This is a genomic window from Algoriphagus aquatilis (genome assembly GCF_042657405.1).
Lineage (GTDB): Bacteria > Bacteroidota > Bacteroidia > Cytophagales > Cyclobacteriaceae > Algoriphagus > Algoriphagus aquatilis.
This window is the reverse complement of the sequence record NZ_JBHSKS010000002.1, coordinates 42,551-65,045: the sequence shown is the minus strand read 5'-3', so window position 1 is coordinate 65,045 and position 22,495 is coordinate 42,551. Positions and strand designations below refer to the sequence as shown.

Sequence of the window (22,495 nt, the reverse complement as noted above, 5' to 3'; positions counted from 1 at the left end):
TGACTCAAATCTCAGTTTTGCCATCTTCCAATTTTGAAATATTACATTCAGCACCATGAAACAACGATTATTCGCTCTCACCGCGGCTTCCCTCCTTTCCTTTCAGGCTTTGGCTCAGCAGGATGGTTTTCTTCCTTCCCAACTGGCAGAACAAAAGAAGTTTGAAGGGGACTTCCTAAAAGCTGTCAACTTCGACAGATTTAAAGTTCATCTTTCCGAACTCACCAAGAACCCGCATATCGCCGGTACTCCGGAAAATGAACTCGTCAAAGACTACATGGTCAAAACCATGGCTGACGCGGGCATGGATGTTAAAGTTTGGCCTTATGACGTGTACCTACCCAATCACCCCGGGAAATCTGAATTGCAGATCATCTCGCCTGTTCAGATGACGCTGTCTCAGAAAGAAGGTGCCTTACCCGACGACCCATTTTCTGCAGATCCTAGACTGCATTTGGGATTCAATGCCTTTTCAGGAAGCGGAGATGTCACTGCAGAGGTGGTATATGTCAATTATGGCACACGAGAAGACTTTATGAAGCTTGCCGAAATGGGTGTTCCCTTGGCTGGAAAAGTAGCCGTGGCACGCTATGGAGGCAATTTCCGAGGCTATAAAGCGAAATACGCGGAACAATACGGAATGATTGGCTTGGTGGTGTATACCGATCCAAAGGATTCTGGTTTTACCCGTGGTGAAGTATATCCAAAAGGTCCCTTCTTCAATGAAACTACCATCCAGAGAGGATCGATGTTGACCTTGGATTTCACAGGTGATCCTCTGACGCCCAATCGACCTGCTCTTCCTTTGGATGGAACAAAGAAAATCAAGCGGGATGATCCGGCTGATGTGGATTTCCATACTATACCAGTCACACCGATCGGATACGGAGCTGCCAAAGAAATCCTGAGCCGAATGACCGGTTCGGAAGCGCCTGAAGCCTGGCAGGGTGGTTTGCCTTTCAAGTACCGAATCACAGGTGGACCTGAGTTAAAAGTCCGTGTGATGGTAGATCAAAAGCCTGATTTTATCCGAGCAAATAACGTGGTGGGTACGTTTGTGGGGAAAGATTTTCCTGATGAGTGGATCATCATGGGAAGCCACTACGATGCTTGGTCTTTTGGTGCGACAGATCCAAATTCGGGTACTGCCATGTTGTTGACCTTTGCTGAAGCATTGGGAGAGTTGTATAAAAACAGTCAAAAGCCTTCCCGATCCATTTTGATTGGACACTGGGATGCAGAAGAACAAGGAGTCATTGGTTCGACCGAATGGGTGGAGCACCTGAAAAAAGAACTAGGAGCCAAAACCATTTCGTACATGAACTTTGACGGTGGTGTATCAGGAAGAAACTTCGGTGCTTCTGCTGCGCCAACCTTGAAAAAACTCATCATCGACGCTTCAAAAGAGGTCACTTATCCAGATTCAGCCAAAACTGTGTTTGAAATCTGGGCAGGAAAAAATCCCGAGCCCGGAATCGGGAATTTAGGTGGTGGCTCAGATCACATCGCCTTCTACATGCATGTGGGCATTCCATCCCTCAGCGGTGGTTCAGGCGGACCTACAGCTTATCATTCCAACTATGACAATTTCCACTACTACTCGAAGTTTTCTGACCCAAGTTTCAAAATGGGAGGAGCAGTAGCCCAGTTGTTTGGATTGGTAGCAATTCGTCAGGCGAATGCTGCGGTGATTCCTTACGATGTGCCACGCTATGCCAAAGATTTGAAAGGACACTTTGAGCAGGCAGTTAAAAATGTAAAAACCATTGACACCAATTTTACAGGCTTTGACCAGGTTGACACAGCTTTGGGAGCTTTGGAGGCAAGTTCTGCAGCTTATCAAACAGCTTTAGAAAGCGGACTTTCCAACGGAAAGCTTTCCGCTAAATCCCTTCATAAAATCAACAAAGGGCTGATCGGTCTGGAAAAAAGCTGGATCGATCCAAAGGGCATGTATTATGGAGAGTGGTACAAATCACTTTATGTTTGCAATGACCCTTTCTCAGGCTATGCTTCCTGGATCCTCCCGGGAATCCAATATGAGGTTGCCATCAAGAACACGAGCAGACTGGAGGAATGGGACAGTCGTTATGCTAAGGCAATTTTGAACCTGAGCAAAAAGATTGATAAGCTTACGAGTCAACTCAATTAACCAGCAGAAAAAAGAAACCGCGGAGAGAGATTTTCGCGGTTTTTTTTGTCCCTTGGATGTGATTAAATTGGAATCATGGAAAACATGGATGTCCGATGGAAGCAGAGACTTCAAAATTTTAAGAGGGCTTTTATTCAACTGGAAAAAGCTGTAAAAACTCCTGATCTTAATGAATTAGAAAGGCAAGGTTTGATAAAAGCCTTTGAATTCACCTATGAACTAGCTTGGACTACTTTAAAAGATTACCTGATAGAAATGGGCTATACCGAACTTATGGGATCAAAGGACACCTTTCGTCAAGCCTTTCAATTAGGATTGATCTCCGATGGAGAAATTTGGATGGAAATGGTAAAAAGTAGAAATCTCACCTCACACACTTATAATCAAGATACTGCCGAATCTATAGAGGAAGACGTAATCACTACGTATTACCCGTTGATAAAGCAATTGCTCGATAACCTTGAAACCAAAGAATGAATTTATCCTTAGCAAATGAGATTTTAGCATCCGAATTGGGTCTGAAAGACTCCCAATTGGAGGAAATCAGGGCATTTGCCAGAAAATACCCTTCGATCGAAAAGATCGTGGTGTATGGTTCCCGAGCAAAAGGAAACTATAGACCCGGTAGTGATGTGGATATGGTGTTGATAGGAAAAGATCTCAAACTATCCGATCAACTCGCCTTTTGGAACGATCTGGACGATAGCTATCAGCCTTACTTTTTTGATGTGGCAATATTACACCAGATTCAGAACGATTCCCTTTTGGAACATATTCAGCGAGTGGGGAAGGCCATCTACCAAAGAGGACGCTAAAGTTCAATCTTCAGCATTTTTGAAAAAGCCTCTCCATCCGAAGTTCTGCCTTCCACGCGGATTTGGATCGATTTCACACCATAAGGCACTTTCACCTTGGCTTTAAACAGACCCTCTGTGGTTTCGGCATTTGGCTCCCAATAAACAGTAGGTTTTCTCTTTAGGTATTGGTCAGAAGGCGGGTTTTTGGGGAATTCTGCGAAATCTGTAAATCCAGGTACTGGAAAGATTTGGAAACCTTCAGAATTGAATTTCCTATCGGATTCAGGCCCTGTTCTAAACCCTTTTTTGGTCTCAATCATTATCACTCCTGCATAGCCTAGCATACCAAAAATAGATTTACTGAGATTGTCAGTGTATAATTTTATCGACTCCACCTCAGCTGGCACCAAAGTACTTAAAATCTCACCGGGATCTATAAAAGGAAATTTTTGTCCGTTCAAGATGACCATCGGAGGACCGGTATTCTCCCCATAGTTATAATTGCTAAATGAAGCTAATTTTCCAAAGACTTGCTCCCAAGTAGCCATTTTTTCCAATTCCTCCTGCCCCATCTCTCGAGTAGGTATTCCATAATCATAATTCCGCTCAGCCATGGTTTCCCGCTCCTTGACTTCTTCTTTCACAAACTCCTCGAGCAAAATGTAATCTCCGGAAACATCCAATTCCTTGTTTTCAATGAGAATGGGTTCCTTGGTATAGGATAACTTCGGATGATTGATTGATACTTTCGGACGATTCAGCGGCAAAAGCTCCACCGAACCATAGGGCCTTCTCTTTTCGTCCATCGCCGCTATAGCAATCTGTGCAGTGTCTTTGTAATACAATCCGGTTGCCCAAAAATTACCCAGTGAATCTGTCATCACCTGACCATAATCTTCCAAATCTCCCCGAACCACCGTAATCGGATTGATTGCCGGACGACGTTTGTTGTCAGCGATAAACTTCCCCTGAACGGAAATCCCGTACTCGATCGGATAAGAAAGCGGTGAGTCAAAGTCATCCGGAAGTTTTTTGTCCAGCCAGTTCAACTCCTCTTCCAGGGAATTGGCTTGTCCTAATTCCACCACCGTTTCCCCATCGGTCAGGGATAGAATAAATTCTCCGTCAATCGGATTTTGAAATTCATCCAAAAACTCCAGCTTGAGATCCATCACCCGGTAACTCAGCGAATCGCTAAGCGAAAAATCAGGCTTTACGGTGATCTCTCCCTGTACGGATTCCGATTCGACAGCCTCTACTTTGGGCTGAAACCCTGATTCCATCACCAGAAACGGAGCTACAAACTGATCGAGCTCCCCAAAATTCTGATTCCAATGGGTATATCCTCGCATCACGTAATCTCCAGGAGCTAAATCCGCTGACAAAGCTAATCCTCCTGAAATTTTCCCCTGCTCAATCGGAAACGTGGCCGACTGAATGACTTCCAACTTGGAATTGATCAAGTCCACGTAGAGCACCCGGCTGAGGGAATCGGCCATGGTCGGTCCCTGATACAGCATCCGGCCTCCAACCCAAGCTGTCTCCCCAGGATAGAAGTAAGGTTTATTGGTTGTAAGCCAGGCCTTTTCACGAAGTCGGTTGAAGCGGATGGCAGGACTTGTGATCACCTCCTGCAGGGCTTCTTCTGTGACAAAATTCCCTTCCGGCTCAAAATCAAGCGGAAGGATCCTGGCCATTCGCTGCCGGCTTAAATAGCCAGAAAGGACGAGTTGGGTGGGGTTGAGCAGAACACCTTTTCGATCCACATCGTAGTAGCCATCCGGCGCCTGAATCCAACTGATCGCGTGATAAATGTTGGTGTAATAGTCATTTCGCCAAGGCTTGTCCAAGTGGTGAACTTCCATCCTGCCCTGTAGAAAAATCCGAAAATTGCCATCCCCCAAAGGCCTTCTTAGGATTGAGTCTTTGGAAACCAACACGATTGATTCATTCAATTCTTCCTGAAAATCATTGGTTCGACGACGATCCATCTGTTCAGGCAATGCATGGTAAACTTTGAAATAAACAGAATCAGAACTATTCAAGAGAAGAATTTGATTCAAATGACGGAGTGAGCTATGAAAATTGGATTCTCTCGCCTCCTCCCATTTATTGATCTCTTTTTCGTCGGAAGAATCTATGGGGGAATAAAAAACCTGACCATAAAACCTTGACCCATTTCGTAATACCCGAAAATCCTCGAGGTAATAATCGATCCTATATCCCAAAGCCTTGTTGGTAATTTTCAACGGCTCTTGCGCAGAAGCTTGAAGGTAATTCGGACCTTTTTCAGGTTTGACTTTTTCGAATTCTACCACCCACGGGTTCTCAAGTTCGATTTGCGATCTGTAGGGATCGTCTGGCAAAGCAAGAAAGACTTCTTTAAATCGGCGTAATTCCCGCTCCCAGGACTTATCACGCTTGGCTTTGAGCTCAATCTCGGTAAGATTACTCTCGTTGAAAGCCAGGACAAAGTCGACTTGTACATCTTTTTTGTTTCGAAAAGAAATCGTCTTTACCTCGGTCGAATAGCCTACAAAAGAGGCCACCAACTCAATCTCATTGGTAAAATTTCCGCTGATCTGAAACCGACCCGCGGCATCTGTTGAAGATCCTAAGGTCGTATTGTTGACAAACACATTGGCAAACGGAAGCGGCAAACCCGAGTCTTTTTCTCGCACCGTACCGGAAATGGATTGGGAAAAACAGAATCCATTTCCCATACAAAACAATAGCAAAAGAAACAGGCGCATGAAAATCACGGGGGACAATTAGTTACCTAACTCTCGAATATAAGCTAATTTCCCCCATTACAGCCTTTGCACCCATCTTTTTGCTTATCCGAATAGCCTTTATTCGAGACTTCGCTCCTTCCTGTCTCTTTACAAAAAGTGTCCGCAGAAAACTGTCCGATTTTTAAACAAGCTTGATGGTAAATATCATGTTTCTGAAATGGGAAGGCATCTTTTTTATCTTGGAATGCAATTTGACACCAAGCAACCAAACCTGAACTCAATGCTTACCTTTCTACTTTGGATTTTCCTTTTTATCGTTTGTTGGCCATTAGCTATCGCTGCCTTGATCCTATATCCGATCATTTGGCTTTTGCTTCTACCCTTCCGGCTTTTAGGATTTGCGGTCAACTTAAGCTTTGACCTAGTCAGAAATCTCTTTATGCTTCCCTTTCGGTTGGTAGGTATGAAATAAACTTCAAAACTTAATACTGAAAAAGGTCTACTGAATTGTAAACACGACCACTGATTCAGCTTTCTCACTTCATACTTCTAAACTTACTGAGACTGACCACTGCCTGCTACCTACTCCCTCTTCCCCTCGTACATTTCATATTTGAGCAATCGGCAGTCAATCGTCCCATTCCAAAATTCAATCCTTCGGCTCGCCTTTAGTCCTACTTTCTTGGCTAGTTCCAGATTTCCGGTGAAAATATAACCCCTGTATCCGGCACATTTTTGCTTCATAAAATCCCCCATTCGTTTGTAGGTCACTTCGAGTTCATCGTTTTCACCCAATCGCTCTCCGTACTCAGGATTAAACATAATCACACCTCGAGGTCGTTCCGGAATTTCGGTTTCCGCAAAATCACACACTTGAAAATCAATCATGTGCTCCACTCCGGCGAAGGCCGCATTTTCTTGGGCAAAAGAAATGGCCTGTAGTGAAATATCAGAAGCAACAATGACCACACCAGGATCATGGATGACTTTACTTTCCAGCTTTTTCTTTTTAGCCAAAAAAGCCTGCGGATCGTAGCCGAGGATATGCTGAAAGGCATATTCAGTTCGATACAACCCCGGATAGCGCTTGGACGCCATCAAGGCCGCCTCAATCGCCAAGGTACCCGAACCGCACATGGGATTGATAAAGGGTACTCGGGTGTTCCACTCAGTTGCATAAATTGTTGCAGCTGCAAGAGCTTCCATCATGGGTGCTTTTCCGGGGATCTTGCGGTAACCGTGCTTGGCCAGCGTTTCACCTGAGGTATTGATGTAAACCGAGGCTTGCGTTTCTTTCCAAAAAACTTGAAAAACCATGCCGATAAAATCCGAGCCCGAATCCGGTCTTCTACCTTTCAACTCTCGGAAACGGTCCACAATGGCATCCTTCACCTTGACATTCACGATCAGCGGCGTTGTTACGGATTCATTTTCCACTACCGAATTCACTGAAAAATACCCATCCACATCGAGATAGTCTTCCCAAGGAATGGCTTTGAATCGTCGGTAAATATCCTCTGCCCCTCGGAGGTAAAAAGATTTGATCTCATAAAGCACATGGGAAGCCGTGCGGAGGTGAAGATTGAGATCCATGCAATCCTCCATCGAAGCGATCAGCTCTATGCCTGTCCGAGTTACTTCTTTGGGTACAAATCCTAATTCCCGAACTTCCTGCTCAAGATACATGACCGAACGGTCTTTGCAGGTAATGAATACTTTTCCTTTTTGATTAAAATCAAGCATGCGCAAAAGTACTAAACAGATCGCTCAAACCTCAGAACTCCAAAAAATACCTGACCGCCTATCCCCTTTTCATACGAAAAACTCGCAATCGTTTTCGTAAATTGAATCCATCTAATATTGTCCCTCCCCCTCGATTTGGTCAATTTTAGCTAATTCAAATACGAAAAACCCTATGAAACTAAGAATCGCATGCTTAGCCGTCTTGACCCTGTTTACGATGGCGGCTCAAGCACAAAACGGCAACTGGAAAAACCTCTTTAATGGCAAAGACCTGAGCGGTTGGAAAGCTATTGCCGGAAAGGCAACCTTTGAAGTAAAAGACGGAGTCATCGAGGGTACAGCAGTACATGGTACAGGTAATACCTTCCTTGTCAGCGAAGAAATGTACACAGATTTTATTCTGGAAGTCGACCTCAAAATCAACCACATATCTTCCAATAGCGGGATCATGGCAAGAGGTCAATTTGACCCGGCAGCAAGAAATGGCGAAGGCTTGGTATTTGGCTATCAGATCGAAGCAGATCCTACACCTCGTGCTTGGTCTGGAGGCGTATACGATGAAGCAAGAAGAGGGTGGTTTTACACCCTAGATCTCAACCCTGCTGCCAAATCTGCTTTCAAAATGGGTGAATGGAATACCTATCGCATCGAAGCCATCGGAAACACCATCAAAACTTGGGTAAATGGTCAGGAAGTAGCCTACTTCGTAGATGACATGGATGCCAAAGGTTTTATTGGATTACAAGTACACAGCATCCAGAAAAAAGAAGACGAAGGAAGAAAGACTTATTTCAGAAATGTCAGAATCCAAACTGAAAACTTGAAGCCAATTCCCTTCAAAGGCGATGTATTTGTGGTAAGCACACTAAAAAATGAACTCACTGACCTTGAAAAGAAAAACGGTTGGAAGCTGCTTTTTGATGGAAAAACCAGCAATGGCTGGGTAGGTGCATATAAAAACACTTTCCCTGAAAAAGGTTGGAATATCAAAGATGGAATTTTGACCATTCAAAAGTCAGACGGTAGCGAATCCAATTCCTTTGGGGACATTGTGACTACCGAGATGTACAGCGCCTTTGATTTGGCCTTTGATTTCAAAATTACTGAAGGTGCAAATAGTGGAGTGAAGTATTTTGTAACCCTTTCGGAAGGAAACAAAGGCTCTGCAATTGGTTTGGAATACCAAATTTTGGACGATGTCAACCATCCTGACGCCAAGCAAGGTATAGACGGAAATAGAACTTTGGCATCTCTCTACGACCTGATCAAAGCCAACAAACAGCCTCGTTTTGTCAGAAAACCAGGAGAATGGAACCAAGGCAGAGTCGTAGTTTATCCTGACAATCGAGTGGAGCATTACATCAATGGTGTCAAAGTGGTAGAATATGTCAGAGGATCTAAAGAATACCGTGACCTCGTGGCAATAAGCAAATACAAGATTTGGCCAAACTTCGGAGAAGCCAAAGAAGGCAGAATCCTCCTACAGGACCATGGAGATGAAGTGAGCTATAAAAACATCAAAATCAAGCCATTGAAATAATTGGTAGTAAAACCTATTGAATCATGAGCAAATCCAACAGAAGAGAATTTATAAAAAAAAGTGCTGCCGCTACGCTGGGACTATCCGCACTTGGAGCAGTGGGATTTTCCCCAAAATCCTATGCTAAAATCCTAGGAGCCAATGACCGCTTGAATGTGGCCATTGCTGGTTTGGGAAGAAGATTGGGAGCGTTCTATGAGCCCATTGGGCTGAAAAGCAGCAATGTCAATCTCCTTTACTTGTGCGACGCCATGCAGTCCCAGATGCCCAAGGCCGCTAAAAACTTTGAAAAGTGGATTGATTACAAACCGAAGCAAGAGCAAAACATCTTTAAAGTACTGGATGACAAGGAAGTTGATGTATTGATCAATGCCACACCTGACCATTGGCATGCGCCAGGTACTTGGCTTGCCTTGGATCGGGGCAAACATGTCTATGTAGAAAAGCCTTGCTCACACAATCCTCGTGAAGGTGAATTGCTGATTGCACTTCAAAAAAAGTACAACAAAGTAGTCCAAATGGGCAACCAACAGCGCTCCGCACCGGAAAGCCGCGAAATCATTTCCGCAATTCACAATGGTGCAATCGGAAAAGTGTACATGGCAAAGGCCTTCTATAGCAACAACCGAGGTGCTGTTCCTAATCCAATTCAGCAGGCACCACCTGCAGGCTTGGATTGGGATCTTTTCCAAGGCCCTGCCCCTCGCAAGCCTTACATGCACGATACTTGGGATTACAACTGGCATTGGTACGGTTGGGATTATGGTACAGCAGAGACCGGAAATAATGCAACCCATGAGCTGGATGTGGCTCGGTGGGCATTACAGGTGGATTATCCAAGTGAGGTGATAGTGGTGTCAGGAAAAATGCATTACCCCGAGGACGGTTGGACCATGTATGATACCATGGATGCTACGTTCAAGTTTGCAAATGGTGGAATCATCCAATGGGAAGGAAAAAGCCGAAACAACTACAAAACCTATGGTTCGGATAGAGGAACAATCATTTACGGAACCGAAGGCTCGGTGTATGTTGATCGCGGTGGCTACAAGCAATTTGACCGAACAGGCAAAGAAATAAAGTCAAACCTAGCCAGTAACAACGAAGGAGGAACTGTGCTCGGCGGCGGAGGCGATATGAGTACCACTCATGTGGTTAATTTCTTTAATGCGGTAAGAGGCAAGGAAAAACAAAACTCCAACATCGAGGAAGGCGCGGTTTCTACTCTGCTTTGTCACTTGGCCAATATCAGTAGCCGAACTGGCGAAAAACTGGTTTGTGATCCGAAAAATGGACACATCACCAATTCTCCAAAAGCAATGGCACTCTGGTCAAGAGAATATGAAAAAGGCTGGGAACCTCCCAAAATCTAAAAATACTCATCAGGTAATTCGTTTGATTGGTTTTCTTAATTACACTCACCTGGCTTTGATTCAAGGCCGGGTGTTTTTTTGTCTACTGGGGTAAACCAAGAATTATACTTTAGCATTTGATTAGAAGTAATCAAAAGAAATAGCATATAAACTTTAATGTTATTTATAATTTTTTACTATGATTTTTTGATTTGAAAAAGATAAAAATTAGACGGTTTATAACAGGAAATAAACAGATTTAGCTATTCCAAATATTGTTTGGTAAAAAATAAAAATCACAGATAACTTATTCGAAATTACGGAATTGTTTCGCAATCGATTCCGTAATTCCGGGGTTTGATAATTTGATCATACCTTTCCTTCTATCTACCTTTTAGTATCGAAAAGTTCGGTTTTTGTCCACTTGTCCACAATCGGACTTCTCCATACAAGTAACCAATTTATCTATAACAATAACCCCTAATTACTATGCGTAAAAAGTTTTACACTTACCTCTCGGTGGTGTTCATGCTGATGCTTAGCGCAGGATTTGTGCAAGCTCAAGATGTGCAAGTGAGTGGGACCGTATTGGATGAAACGGGCATGCCTTTGCCAGGTGTCTCGATTCTTCTAAAAGGTACCACCCGTGGCACCACAACCGATTTGGATGGAAAGTATTCCATCGCCGCTCCAGCTTCCGGAGTATTGGTTTTCTCCTTTATTGGATACAATAATATTGAAGAAACTATTGGAAGTAGAACCAGGATTGACGTTTCTCTAAATCCGGATGTATCCAACTTAGAAGAAGTGGTAGTAGTCGGTTACGGTACTCAAAAGAAAAGCCAGCTGACGGGTGCGATATCTTCAGTAGGCAATAAAGAAATCCAGGAACTTCCAATTACAGATGCTCGTCAAGCCCTTCAGGGTCGTGCTGCAGGTGTGGACGTGGTTCAGCCCGGTTCTAAGCCCGGTTCTGCGCCACAAGTTCGTATCCGTGGTCGTCGTTCGTTCAACGCTTCCAATGAGCCCCTCTATGTAATTGACGGTATCCCAACTGTGGGTGGACTGGAAGACATCAACCCTCAGGATATCACTTCCATGGAAGTGTTGAAAGATGCCTCTGCTACAGCGATCTATGGTTCTAGAGGTTCCAATGGAGTTGTTTTGATTACAACCAAGCGTGGTGGTGCTGGAAAAACTGTAGTTTCTCTAGATAGCTACTACGGTATCTCTAGTGAATTGGGTAGAATCGAAGTATTCGATGGACCTGCATTCGCCGAATATAAAAGAGAATCAAGAAGAGCTACTGGAGCTTACCCTGAAGGTCCAGCAACAGAAGAAGCCGACAAAAAGATATTTGAGCCTGTAGAATTGGAAAGTATCGCATTGGGCAGAAGCACAGATTATGTGGCAGGCTTGATGAGACAAGGAAACATCCAAAGCCATCAGGTGGGAGTTTCTGGCGGAAATGACAAAACCACTTTCTTCGTATCTGGAAACTACTTCAAAGATTTGGGTGTGATTATCAATCAGGATTTTACCCGCTATACTTTTAGAATCAACCTGGATCATAAAATCACCAAAAATGTAAGCATTGGTACTTCCACTCTATTTACAATGAGTGAAAGAAATGGTGAAAACTTCAACCCAATCGGTGGAGCACTACAAGAAAATCCGCTAGGAAAACCTTATGATGACGAAGGAAATTTGATTTTCCTTCCTACTTCTGATGGTTTGAGAACCAATCCATTTGCTGAAGTTGTACCAGGTGCTCAGGTAGATGAAACCTACAGAACCAGAATTTTCAACAGCTTGTATGTGAATTGGGAAATAACCAAAGGCTTGACTTATCGAGTAAATTTCGGCCCTGACTACACCGTAAGAAGAAACGGAAGATTTACAGGTGCTCAAACCAATTCCCGTCGAGGTGCTGATCCTACCGGCAGTGTGGATGACAGATTCCAGTTCAACTATACTTTGGAAAACATTCTGAACTATACGAAGACATTCAATTCAGTTCACAATTTGAATTTCACAGCCCTTCAGTCTTTCCAAAGAGACCGTTTTGAGCAATCTTCTATTAGCGTGTTGGGTATTCCAGCTCCTTCTCAGTTATATCATAGATTGGGAGATGCTTCTCAGATTACAGGTGCAAGTACCAATTTGGTAGAGTGGGCATTACTTTCTTACATGGGTCGTGTGAACTACGATTACAAGGGCAAATATCTATTGACTGCGTCTGCACGTGCCGATGGTAGCTCAAGATTCGGCGAAAACAACAAGTTTGGTTTCTTCCCTTCTGCAGCTTTCGGTTGGAACATGCACCAAGAAGAGTTTTTGAAAAATTCCTCATTTGTAGATCAATTGAAATTCAGAGTAAGCTACGGTTCCATCGGTAACCAAGCGATTACGCCATACCAAACACAAGCTCTTTTGGCCAGAACTTCTTACTCATGGGACAACACGGCTGCTTTTGGTTATTGGCCAAACACGATTGGAAACCCTGATTTGAGATGGGAAACTTCCACTACATTTAATACTGGTTTTGACTTCTCTATCTTCAAAAACAGAGTATTCGGTTCGATTGAATATTACGTAACCAATACTTCTGACCTTTTGGCTCCTCAGCCTCTTCCAAACTCTACTGGCTTTGGCGGATTCACCACCAACATCGGTGAGACCCAAAATAGAGGTATTGAAATGTCACTTTCTACTTTGAATATTGAAAAGGGTGACTTCAGCTGGTCAACTGATGTGATTTTCACCAGAAACCGAGAAAAGATCGTTTCTCTTCCTAACGGAGACGACATTGCTGCTGGTAGATTTATTGGACAGCCTTTGACCGTATTCTATGATTTGAAGAAGATCGGTATCTGGCAAACCTCAGAAAAAGACTTAGCTGCCAGCTTCGGAGATAAAGTAGGTGAAATAAAAATCCAAGACACCAATGGTGACGGAAGAATTAACTCTTTGGACCGTGTAATCTTGGGTTCAGCAGTTGCAGATTTTGCTTTGGGTATGACCAACAGATTCAATTATAAAGGTTTTGATGTATCCTTCTTCTTGTTTGGAAGATTCGGTTCGATGATCCGAAGCCAGTTCCACCAAAGCTTTAACTCTCTCTTTGGTCGATACAACAACCTTGCTGTGGATTATTGGACACCATCCAATCCAACCAACGCTTATCCAAGACCAAATCAGAACCAGGAATTCCCTAAATACAATTCCTCCATGTCACTATTTGATGGAACATTCGTGAAAGTGAGAAACATCAACTTTGGCTACAACTTCAGCTCTGACATTGCCAAGAAGATTGGATTGACCAGCTTGAGACTCTATTCAAGTATCCAAAATCCATTCATTTTCTCTGAATATAGAAAAGTACATAAAGGAATCGATCCAGAGACCTTTATCGACGGGGAACAAGGCGTAGAAGGCGGTGTGATCAACGCTAACATTGCTCCTCCTGTAGTTCAATACACCTTTGGTATTAATGCTAAATTTTAATCCTAAGCATGAAGACAATGAAAAATCTGACAATAAAAAATCAATTTAAATCCCTCTTGCTTTCAGGGTCATTGGTATTAGGCTTAACATTTACTCAAGCCTGCCAAGACGCTCTTCAGGAGGATGTTATTTCTCAAATTGGTGCAGAGTATCTGAATACTCCAAAAGGCCTTGATGATGCGGTCAGTGCCGCTTATAGTTCAATGAGATCTTGGTATGGTACGGAGAGAGGTCATAATTTGACAGAATTTGGTACCGATATCTACACTAACGGTGCAGATGGTTCTTGGAAATTCATGAACACCTACACCAACCAATTTGACTCTCAAAATGGTCAGGTAAGGGAACTTTGGGATGATTTCTATAGAGGAATCAATACCTGCAACGCAGTGATTGAGCGTGCCCCAAACATTACAGGTGTTTCTGACGCAGTCAAAACCCAGCGTATCGCAGAGGCCAAGTTTATCAGAGCTCACCATTACTTCATCCTGGTCCAATTATTCGGCCCGGTTGAATTAAGATTGGAAGAGACAAAAGTTCCGACCAAAGTGGTTAAGCGTAATCCTGAATCTGAAATCTATGCCTCAATTATCAAGGACTTGACCGAGGCGATTCCAGGCTTGGAAGCTAAAAAAGCGGCTACTCAGTATGGAAGAGCAACAAGAGCAGCAGCTGAACACCTTTTGGGAAAGGTTTATGTAACCAAAGGAACATCTTCTGCTAAAGCAGCAGATGATTTTGCCAAAGCGGAACCCTTATTCAAGAATGTAATTGCAAACTATGGATTGAAGCTTCTTCCTGATTTCGGTCTTGTTCACGCTTTTGGAAATGAAATTAATGATGAGGTAATCTGGTCAGTACAATACACAAGAGTCCAGTTGACCAATGGTGGAGGGAACAACTCTCACGTGTTCTATTTGATGGAATACGATACTCAACCGGGGATGCGTAGAGATACTGAAAATGGCCGTCCTTTCAAAAGATACAGACCAACTGTATATGCCATGGAAACGGTTTATCAAAACCGCGAAAATGACAGCAGATACAAAAAGTCATTTAAGGATACGTACAGATCTAATCGCCCAGGGACATTCAATGCAAGTTTTGACAATAGCAAAACAACTTTGACTTTTGCACAGGGTGATACCACTATGTATTTACCTGGAGTTGAAGTCCCACTTGCGGAAAGAGCTAAAAAGAAATACCAAGTTCTTGTACCAAGTCGATATGATGAAAAACTGTTCCCTTCTTTGTCCAAGCACATCGATCCAGGAAGAGCAGATTTGACTCAATTCGAAGGAGGAAGAGACTTTATCGCCATGAGATTAGCTGAGACCTATCTTCTGCTTGCAGAAGCTCAATTCCGCCAAGGCAAAATAGCTGATGCTACTGCTACCATCAATATCGTAAGAAGAAGAGCAGCTTGGCCAGGAAAAGAAGCAGCTATGGAAATTACTGCTGATCAAATGACTTTCGATTTCTTGATGGAGGAAAGAGCAAGAGAGTTGACAGGTGAACAGTTCCGATGGTTGGATCTTAAGCGTTGGGGTAATTTGATTGAGAGAGTAAAACTTTACAATCCACAAGGAGCTCCAAACATTAAGGAATTCCATGTGTTGAGACCAATTCCTCAAAATCAGATCGACCGAGCTGAAGGTGGCGCCAATGCATTCCCTCAGAATCCTGGTTATTAATCATCTGTATTGAGTGTTAAAAAGGTCCTGAAGATTTTCAGGACCTTTTTTTTACCCATTATTTTTCCAGAACAACTTCATTTTACCAATCGGTTTTCCTTTAGACCAAATGGAAAAAAGGTGAATTAATTTTTCAAAGTAAATAATCAACCGTAAAAGCAAAGAAAAAAAAGAGGCCCTGAAATCTCAGGGCCTTTTTCATAATTAAAAAAACCAATAACAAGTTATGTGACGATCGTTGAAGATCTAATTGTGATTTTAGAAGGAATACTGATGGTCTGATTGGGCAAGTCTGGTTGTCTTGGCTTGGTCAATTTTTTCATCAGCAGTTTGGCACACTCCTCTCCGATCGAAAATGCCGGCTGGGTAATTGTGGTCAAAGAAGGATGCAGCAAACTGGCAATACTCAGATTGGAAAAGAAGCTGATAATTTTCAAATCATCCGGTATCCGTAAGTCTGTACGCTTTACCGCATGATAGGTTGCGAGCGCGAGCTTTTCTACTGAAGATAAAATTCCATCTGGGCGATTGGGAGAAATAAGCAATTGACGGATAGCTTCCACATTTTGCTCCTCCTCTTGGTAGCAGGTAATGTTAAGTTGGGGCTCAGGTGAAAGCCCGGCCTGCTTCAATGCATCCAGATACCCTCTGTATCGATCTTTGGTAATAGAAAGCTCCTTGGAAAGCATCAAAAAGGCAATTTTTCGACATCCTTGCTGAATTAGGTGCTTAGTACCTTCGAATCCACTTTCATAGTCATTGGTGATAAACTTGGTCGTAGGAATGTCTGCACATATCCTGTCAAAAAATACCAGTGGAAATCCTCTTTCATGCAATCGGGTCAAGTGTGAAATATCACTTGTCTGACTGGACACCGACATAATAATGGCATCAGCCCGACCATTCATCAAGAGATTTACAATTTTTTTCTCTCGGTCTACGTCTTCATGAGTACTGTAGACTAGAAGATGATAGCCATATTGCTGAGTAATTTCTTCTATTCCGTCAACCACTTTTGAGAAAAAACTACTGATCCGCTCAGGGATAACCACTGCAATGGTTTTGCTTTTATTTTCTCTAAGACTTCTGGCAAAAGGATTAGGCTGGTAGTTGAGCTTTTCAGCCATGCTGATCACCTTTTTTTTGGTGGCCTCACTGATCTCGTAGCTATCATTCAACGCTCGGGACACCGTAGAAGGCGAAAGCTTAAGCTCTGCAGCCAGTTCTTTTAAATTTACTCCGGCACTCATGATTGTTTTGGGTTAATTGTTCTAAAAAGATGCATATTTTTTTTAGCTAAATCAAAATTGTTTTTCACCTACTTAAAAAATAATGCTTGCAATCGTTTCCGTATTTTAAAAAATATTAGCCGCACAGAAAGAATAAATTTATCCTTGTAACCTCTACACCCTGTCCACTAATCCAGGAATATGATCACTGAGCAAACCCAAAAGACCTTTCTTTCAGAGGACTTTTTGTTGAAGAATGACTTTGCAAAAATCCTTTACCACGATTACGCCAAACACCTGCCCATCATAGATTACCACAACCACCTCCCTCCTGCCGAAATTGCCCAAAACAGGAAGTTTGAAAACATCAGTAAAATCTGGCTGGCAGGTGACCACTACAAATGGAGAGCCATGCGAACCCTTGGTGTCGATGAGCGATTTATCACGGGAAATGCCTCAGATCTGGAAAAATTTGAAAAATGGGCCTTCACTTTGCCCTATACCATGCGCAATCCACTCTATCATTGGAGTCAAATGGAACTCAGTAGATATTTTGGAATAGACGATTTACTGACCACTTCCAATGCAAATGATATATACATGAAAACTACCTCCATTCTCCAAGAGGAAGATTTTCGGGCTAGGGGTCTATTGGAACAAATGAAGGTGGAAGTAGTCTGCACTACAGACGATCCGGTAGATTCCCTTGAGCATCATACGGCTTACCTAAGCCAGAATCAACAAGTAGGTATGTATCCTGCATTTAGGCCAGATAAGTCATTTGCCATAGAAAATCCAGAAGTTTATAAATCCTATCTCCAAAAACTTGGAATTGCTGCAGGGATAGAGATCAGTTCCTTTGATACGTTAATCGAAGCGCTCGCCAAGAGAGTGGACTTTTTCCATTCCCGAGGTTGCAGACTGTCCGATCATGGCTTGGAAAATTTGTACTACTCTTCTGATTCCAGACTTTCTGCTGATGGTATTTTGCAAAAAGTGCTTCGCGGAAATCTCCCTAATTCTGAGGAAATCGAATACTTTAAATTCAAAGTGCTTAAAAAACTCTGCAAGCTCTACCATTCCAAAGGTTGGGTGCAGCAGTTTCATTTGGGAGCACTGAGAAATACAAATACCCGAATGCTTTCGGTGCTTGGCCCGGATACAGGATTTGATTCCATCGGAGATTTCAGTCAGGCGATGCCTTTGTCCAAATTCCTCAATGAACTGGATTCCACAGATCAGCTTTCGCAAAGTGTCATCTACAATCTAAATCCTCGAGACAACGAAGTTTTTGCTACGATGATCGGTAACTTTAACGACGGATCGATTAAGGGAAAAGTACAGTTTGGCTCAGGTTGGTGGTACCTTGATCAAAAAGACGGTATGGAAAAGCAGATGAATACCCTGTCCAACATGGGATTGATCAGCTGTTTCATTGGAATGCTGACAGACTCAAGAAGCTTTCTGTCCTTCCCAAGACATGAATACTTCAGACGGATTCTATGTAACCTTTTCGGTCAGGATGTAGAAAATGGAGAATTGCCTTGGGATGAAAAATGGCTTGGAAAACTAGTTTCAGACATCTGCTACCACAATGCCAAAAATTACTTCAACTTTTCCCGAAACAATTTCAACTTATAAGAATGAATCCTTCGACTATATTTTCTCTCCAAGGTAAAAAAATCGCGTTCTCCGGAGCCACAGGCGTACTCGGTCATACGATGGCACTTCATCTGGCACAAGAAGGCGCAGAAGTACTAATTCTTGGACGAAGCCCCGAAAAAGTCAGTGATTTGGTCAGCGAGATCAATTCCAAAGGAGGAAAAGCTTGGGGCTACTATGCGGATGTCACCGATGAGGATTCTCTAAAGAAAATGGCAGAAGTCATTGAAGCCCAACATGGCAGAATAGACACCCTGATCAATTCCGCAGGCGGAAATATGCCTGGTGCTGTCATCAGACCTGATCAAAACTTCCTTGATTTGGATACCGCTTCATTAAAGAAAGTGATTGATCTGAATTACCTGGGTACCGTATTGCCAATTAAAGCCTTGCTCCCGCTGATGCTGAAAAATGGCCAAGGAAATATTCTCAATATTTCTTCCATGGCCGCAACTCGGCCCATGACCCGGGTAATGGGCTATGCATCAGCTAAGGCTGCAATTGACAACCTTACCAAATGGCTTTCGGTAGAGTTGGCGCATAAGCATGGACCAACTTTCCGTGTCAACGCCATCGCGCCGGGATTCTTCCTGACCGAACAAAACCGAACGCTACTCACCGAGTCAGACGGAAGTCTGACCCAACGCGGCAACCAAATCATCACACATACCCCAATGAACCGATTCGGAAAGCCTGAAGATTTATTAGGCGCCTTGCAATGGCTTTGCAGTGATGCTTCCGCCTTTGTCACAGGTACCATTGTGGCGGTGGACGGAGGATTCAGCGCCTATTCAGGAGTGTAAAATGGTTAAGAGTTTATAGTTACTTGTTTTTCGTCAATAGCATGACGATTTAACTTTTAACACATATCGTTTAACCTTTACCTTCCAGAAAGCCAATTACCAATAACTCTATTACGATTAACTAACAACTCAATAACTAAAACACCATTTCCATGAGCTATAGAATGGAGCAAACCATGCGCTGGTATGGACCCAAAGACCCGGTAAGCCTTAGAGATATCAGGCAATCGGGGGCTACCGGAATTGTCTCTGCATTACATCACATCCCCAACGGTGAGGTTTGGTCCAGAGAAGAAATCAAAACGCGAAAAAATATCATTGAAGCAGCCGGACTTACTTGGTCTGTGGTAGAATCAGTTCCTGTACACGAACGAATCAAAACCAGGACTGGTGATTACCTACAGTTGATCGAAAATTACAAACAGACCTTGAGAAATCTGGCGGCCGAAGGAGTTTTCACCGTTTGCTATAATTTCATGCCTATTCTGGACTGGACTCGTACCAATCTGGAATACGAACTTCCAAATGGTGCTAAAGCGCTTCTCTATGAGAAAAAAGCTGTAGTTGCCTTTGATTTGTTCATCCTTCAGAGACCTGAAGCGTTTCAGGAACACGCTCCTGAAGAAATAGAAGCTACCCGTGCGTATTACGAAGCTCTTTCTCCTGAAGCCAAACAACTCATCATTGACAATATCCTAAAAGGATTGCCTGGTTCGGAAATTGGCTATACCATGGACGAGTTTCGTGCGATGCTCAAAACCTACGAAGGAATAGACGCACCAAAACTGGCAGATCACCTTCGTCTTTTCCTTGATGCGATCACACCTGTGGCCGAAGAAGTTGGGGTTTACCTGTGCATCCACCCTGATGATCCTCCATTCTCACTTTATGGACTTCCTCGAGTCGTAAGTACAGCAGCTGATGCACGCAGAATCCTCAGCCAAACCCCGAGTCATCACAATGGATTGACTTTCTGTACAGGAAGCTATGGAGTAAGAGCTGACAACGACCTGCCTGCGATGGTAAGAGAATTTGGAGATCGAATCCATTTTATCCACCTCCGAAGTACCAAACGCGATGCCGAAGGTAACTTCTACGAGGACAACCACCTGGAGGGAAATGTACCCATGGTCGATGTGATCGATGAGATCCTAAAGTGGCAGGAAAAACGAGGCAAGAGTCTCCCGATGAGACCTGACCACGGCCATCAAATGCTGGACGATTTGAATAAAAAAACCGCAAATCCTGGCTATACAGCGATCGGACGACTCAAAGGACTCGCTGAAATCCGAGGTGTAGAAGAAGCCTTACTTTGGGTAAAAAACAAGAAATAACGGTATTAATTACCCCATAATCTATCCCCGGCAATGTTTTTTGTCGGGGATTTTTTTTCAATCAACTTTTCCCAAGGTTGAAAATTTGGAAAAATTCAACGCATTGGTGAGTTTTCCAGTAACTTCCCACACAAGCCCAAAAGACGCCCTTATGCCTTCCTTTTACTCAAAAAGAGACCTTTATTTTCAGCTTTTTGAAAACCAAAACTGTCTCGAACTAACCCAAATCCCTTATTTCTCTGATCATAGCAAGGAGACCTTTACACTAGTCCTCGATGCCGCTGAGCAAATAGCTGAAAAATCTCTTTTTCCCATTTTTAAGGAAATGGATCGTCAAGAGCCTCAATTGGTAAATGGCCAAATTAAGGTTCATCAAGGCTTGAAATCCATCATTCAAAAGTTTGGAGAGGACGGCTGGATCAATGCCATTTTCTCATACGAAGAAGGAGGACAACAATTGCCTTGGACACTCCACATGGCTGCAGGATTTATTTTTCAAGCCGCCAATTATTCTGCTAGTGTTTTTCCTTTTTTGACCACAGGTGCTGCAAATCTGATTCGGACGTTTGGTTCGTCTGAGCTGAAAGAAAAATTTACCCCAGCTATGTACGCTGGCAAATGGCAAGGCACCATGGCCCTGACAGAACCAGATGCTGGAAGTTCGCTCTCCGATCTGACCACCACTGCTTATCCAACTTCCACTGCCGGAATTTTTAAGATCAAAGGACAAAAAATCTACATCTCTGCAGGGGATCATGATGCCTGTGAAAACATCATTCATTTGATGCTCGCCCGCATCGACGGAGCTCCCTCAGGCACTAAAGGAATTTCCCTTTTTGTGGTTCCAAAAATCCGATTGGACGGTACTCCAAACGATGTATTGACGCAAGGTATCTACCATAAAATGGGCTACAAGGGTGCTCCTATTGCCCATTTGATGATTGGTTCAACTGAGGGATGTGAAGGGTATTTGGTAGGGGAGCCAAATCAAGGCCTCAAATACATGTTTCAAATGATGAACGAGGCCCGCCTAGGTGTGGGGATGAATGCCGTTGCGATTGCTTCTGCTGCATTTCAGGCATCTTTAGCATATGCAAAAGAGCGACCACAGGGAAGAAAAATATCCGAGAAAGACCTCAACAGGCCCCAAGTTCCAATCATTGAGCATGCGGATGTCAAGCGCATGTTACTTTTCCAAAAAAGCGTAACCGAAGGAGCGTTAGCCTTGCTGGTATTTTGCGGAATCCTTTCCGATAAAATTTCACAAATGGCATATGCAGAAGAAAAACTTGAACTGGAGGCCTTATTGGATTTACTTACCCCTATCGCCAAAAGCTACCCATCCGAAATGGGTGTACTGAGTACTTCCATGGCGGTACAGGTACTTGGCGGTGCAGGTTACACAACAGATTTCCCGGTAGAGCAATATTTTAGAGAGTCCCGAATTCATCCGATTCATGAGGGCACCACCGGAATCCATGGTTTGGATCTGTTGGGCAGGAAAATCTGGATGCACGAAGGATTGGGCTGGAAAAAATTACAGGCCCATATAGAACAAACCATCATACAAGCCAAGCAGGAAGAAGAGCTAAATCAAATCACAGAAGATTTTGAAAGTGTGGTGAAAAGATTTGGTCATGCCGCCAGTGGATTGCTCTTCAAACGAAATCTGGATCCTGAAAAATTCATGGCAGATGCCAGTCTGTTTTTGGAAGCTACAGGCATACTATGTATCGGATGGATGTGGCTTCGGCAAGCTGTTTCGGCCCAAAAAGCCCTCAGCCAAGGAGCAAGTGATCAGGGTTTTTACTTCGGGAAAATTGAAACGGCCACCTATTACATGGAATATGAATTGGTCAAAATTCAGGGATTGATCTCAAGATTTCATTCCACTTCTTTTCCAACCGTGAAAATGCAAAGCGATTGGTTTTAAATGGAATAGTAATC

General features: G+C 43.3%; 15 protein-coding genes. 12 read left to right on the top strand and 3 right to left on the bottom strand.

The genetic code is table 11. The features are described from left to right. Positions 1-55: 55 nt before the first annotated feature. The 3 genes from ACFPIK_RS02560 to ACFPIK_RS02550 all read left to right on the top strand — a co-directional run bounded on the left by ACFPIK_RS02560 (position 56) and on the right by ACFPIK_RS02550 (position 2,967). Positions 56-2,152, top strand: a complete 2,097-nt coding sequence (locus ACFPIK_RS02560; protein WP_377911906.1) for a M28 family peptidase — start codon at positions 56-58, stop codon at positions 2,150-2,152. A gap of 75 nt (positions 2,153-2,227) precedes the next feature. After that, positions 2,228-2,629, top strand: a complete 402-nt coding sequence (locus ACFPIK_RS02555) for a nucleotidyltransferase substrate binding protein (protein WP_377911904.1) — start codon at positions 2,228-2,230, stop codon at positions 2,627-2,629. Then, a complete protein-coding gene (locus tag ACFPIK_RS02550; RefSeq protein ID WP_377911902.1) occupies positions 2,626-2,967 on the top strand; it encodes a nucleotidyltransferase domain-containing protein in 342 nt (113 codons plus the stop codon). The genes ACFPIK_RS02555 and ACFPIK_RS02550 overlap by 4 nt, the downstream gene beginning before the upstream one ends. Here ACFPIK_RS02550 and ACFPIK_RS02545 read toward each other — a convergent pair. Continuing rightward, positions 2,964-5,702 (bottom strand): carboxypeptidase-like regulatory domain-containing protein, encoded by a 2,739-nt coding sequence (locus ACFPIK_RS02545; RefSeq protein WP_377911900.1) that lies wholly within the window; start codon positions 5,700-5,702, stop codon positions 2,964-2,966. The two genes, ACFPIK_RS02550 and ACFPIK_RS02545, sit on opposite strands and share 4 nt — an antisense overlap. A 262-nt stretch (positions 5,703-5,964) precedes the next feature. On the opposite strand from ACFPIK_RS02545, the gene ACFPIK_RS02540 reads away from it, so the two are divergent. Next, positions 5,965-6,156: a hypothetical protein gene (locus ACFPIK_RS02540; RefSeq protein ID WP_377911898.1), complete on the top strand. Its 192-nt coding sequence runs from the start codon at positions 5,965-5,967 to the stop codon at positions 6,154-6,156. Positions 6,157-6,266: 110 nt separating this feature from the next. On the opposite strand, the gene ACFPIK_RS02535 is transcribed toward ACFPIK_RS02540, so the two are convergent. Beyond that, entirely contained in the window at positions 6,267-7,427 is a 1,161-nt protein-coding gene (locus ACFPIK_RS02535) for a THUMP domain-containing class I SAM-dependent RNA methyltransferase (protein WP_377911896.1), read from the bottom strand. A gap of 217 nt (positions 7,428-7,644) precedes the next feature. Here ACFPIK_RS02535 and ACFPIK_RS02530 point away from each other — a divergent pair, with 217 nt between their 5' ends. The 4 genes from ACFPIK_RS02530 (at position 7,645) to ACFPIK_RS02515 (ending at position 15,520) form a co-directional block, all read left to right on the top strand. Further along, a complete protein-coding gene (locus ACFPIK_RS02530; RefSeq protein ID WP_377912612.1) occupies positions 7,645-8,967 on the top strand; it encodes a 3-keto-disaccharide hydrolase in 1,323 nt (440 codons plus the stop codon). A 23-nt stretch (positions 8,968-8,990) separates the two neighbouring features. Next, on the top strand, positions 8,991-10,340 hold the full coding sequence (locus ACFPIK_RS02525) for a Gfo/Idh/MocA family protein (protein ID WP_377911894.1): 1,350 nt from the start codon (positions 8,991-8,993) through the stop codon (positions 10,338-10,340). Positions 10,341-10,808: 468 nt separating this feature from the next. Further along, on the top strand, positions 10,809-13,826 hold the full coding sequence (locus ACFPIK_RS02520) for a SusC/RagA family TonB-linked outer membrane protein (protein ID WP_377911892.1): 3,018 nt from the start codon (positions 10,809-10,811) through the stop codon (positions 13,824-13,826). 17 nt (positions 13,827-13,843) lie between these two features. Then, positions 13,844-15,520, top strand: coding sequence for a RagB/SusD family nutrient uptake outer membrane protein (locus ACFPIK_RS02515; RefSeq protein ID WP_377911890.1), 1,677 nt, complete (start codon positions 13,844-13,846; stop codon positions 15,518-15,520). A gap of 224 nt (positions 15,521-15,744) precedes the next feature. Here the strand turns inward: ACFPIK_RS02515 and ACFPIK_RS02510 are convergent, their stop codons facing one another. Then, on the bottom strand, positions 15,745-16,770 hold the full coding sequence (locus ACFPIK_RS02510) for a LacI family DNA-binding transcriptional regulator (protein ID WP_377911888.1): 1,026 nt from the start codon (positions 16,768-16,770) through the stop codon (positions 15,745-15,747). Between the two features lie 180 nt (positions 16,771-16,950). Here ACFPIK_RS02510 and uxaC point away from each other — a divergent pair, with 180 nt between their 5' ends. The 4 genes from uxaC (at position 16,951) to ACFPIK_RS02490 (ending at position 22,481) form a co-directional block, all read left to right on the top strand. Continuing rightward, the gene (gene uxaC / locus ACFPIK_RS02505; protein WP_377911886.1) at positions 16,951-18,390 is read left to right on the top strand and encodes a glucuronate isomerase; all 1,440 of its coding nucleotides are present in this window, start codon (positions 16,951-16,953) and stop codon (positions 18,388-18,390) included. 2 nt (positions 18,391-18,392) lie between these two features. After that, a complete protein-coding gene (locus ACFPIK_RS02500) occupies positions 18,393-19,214 on the top strand; it encodes an SDR family oxidoreductase (RefSeq protein WP_377911884.1) in 822 nt (273 codons plus the stop codon). A 152-nt stretch (positions 19,215-19,366) separates the two neighbouring features. Beyond that, complete coding sequence (gene uxuA, locus ACFPIK_RS02495) at positions 19,367-20,548, top strand: mannonate dehydratase (protein ID WP_377911882.1); 1,182 nt, start codon at positions 19,367-19,369, stop codon at positions 20,546-20,548. A gap of 151 nt (positions 20,549-20,699) precedes the next feature. Then, positions 20,700-22,481 carry an acyl-CoA dehydrogenase gene (locus ACFPIK_RS02490; protein ID WP_377911878.1) on the top strand — a complete coding sequence of 594 codons (1,782 nt, stop codon included), beginning with the start codon at positions 20,700-20,702 and terminating at the stop codon, positions 22,479-22,481. Positions 22,482-22,495: the final 14 nt, after the last annotated feature.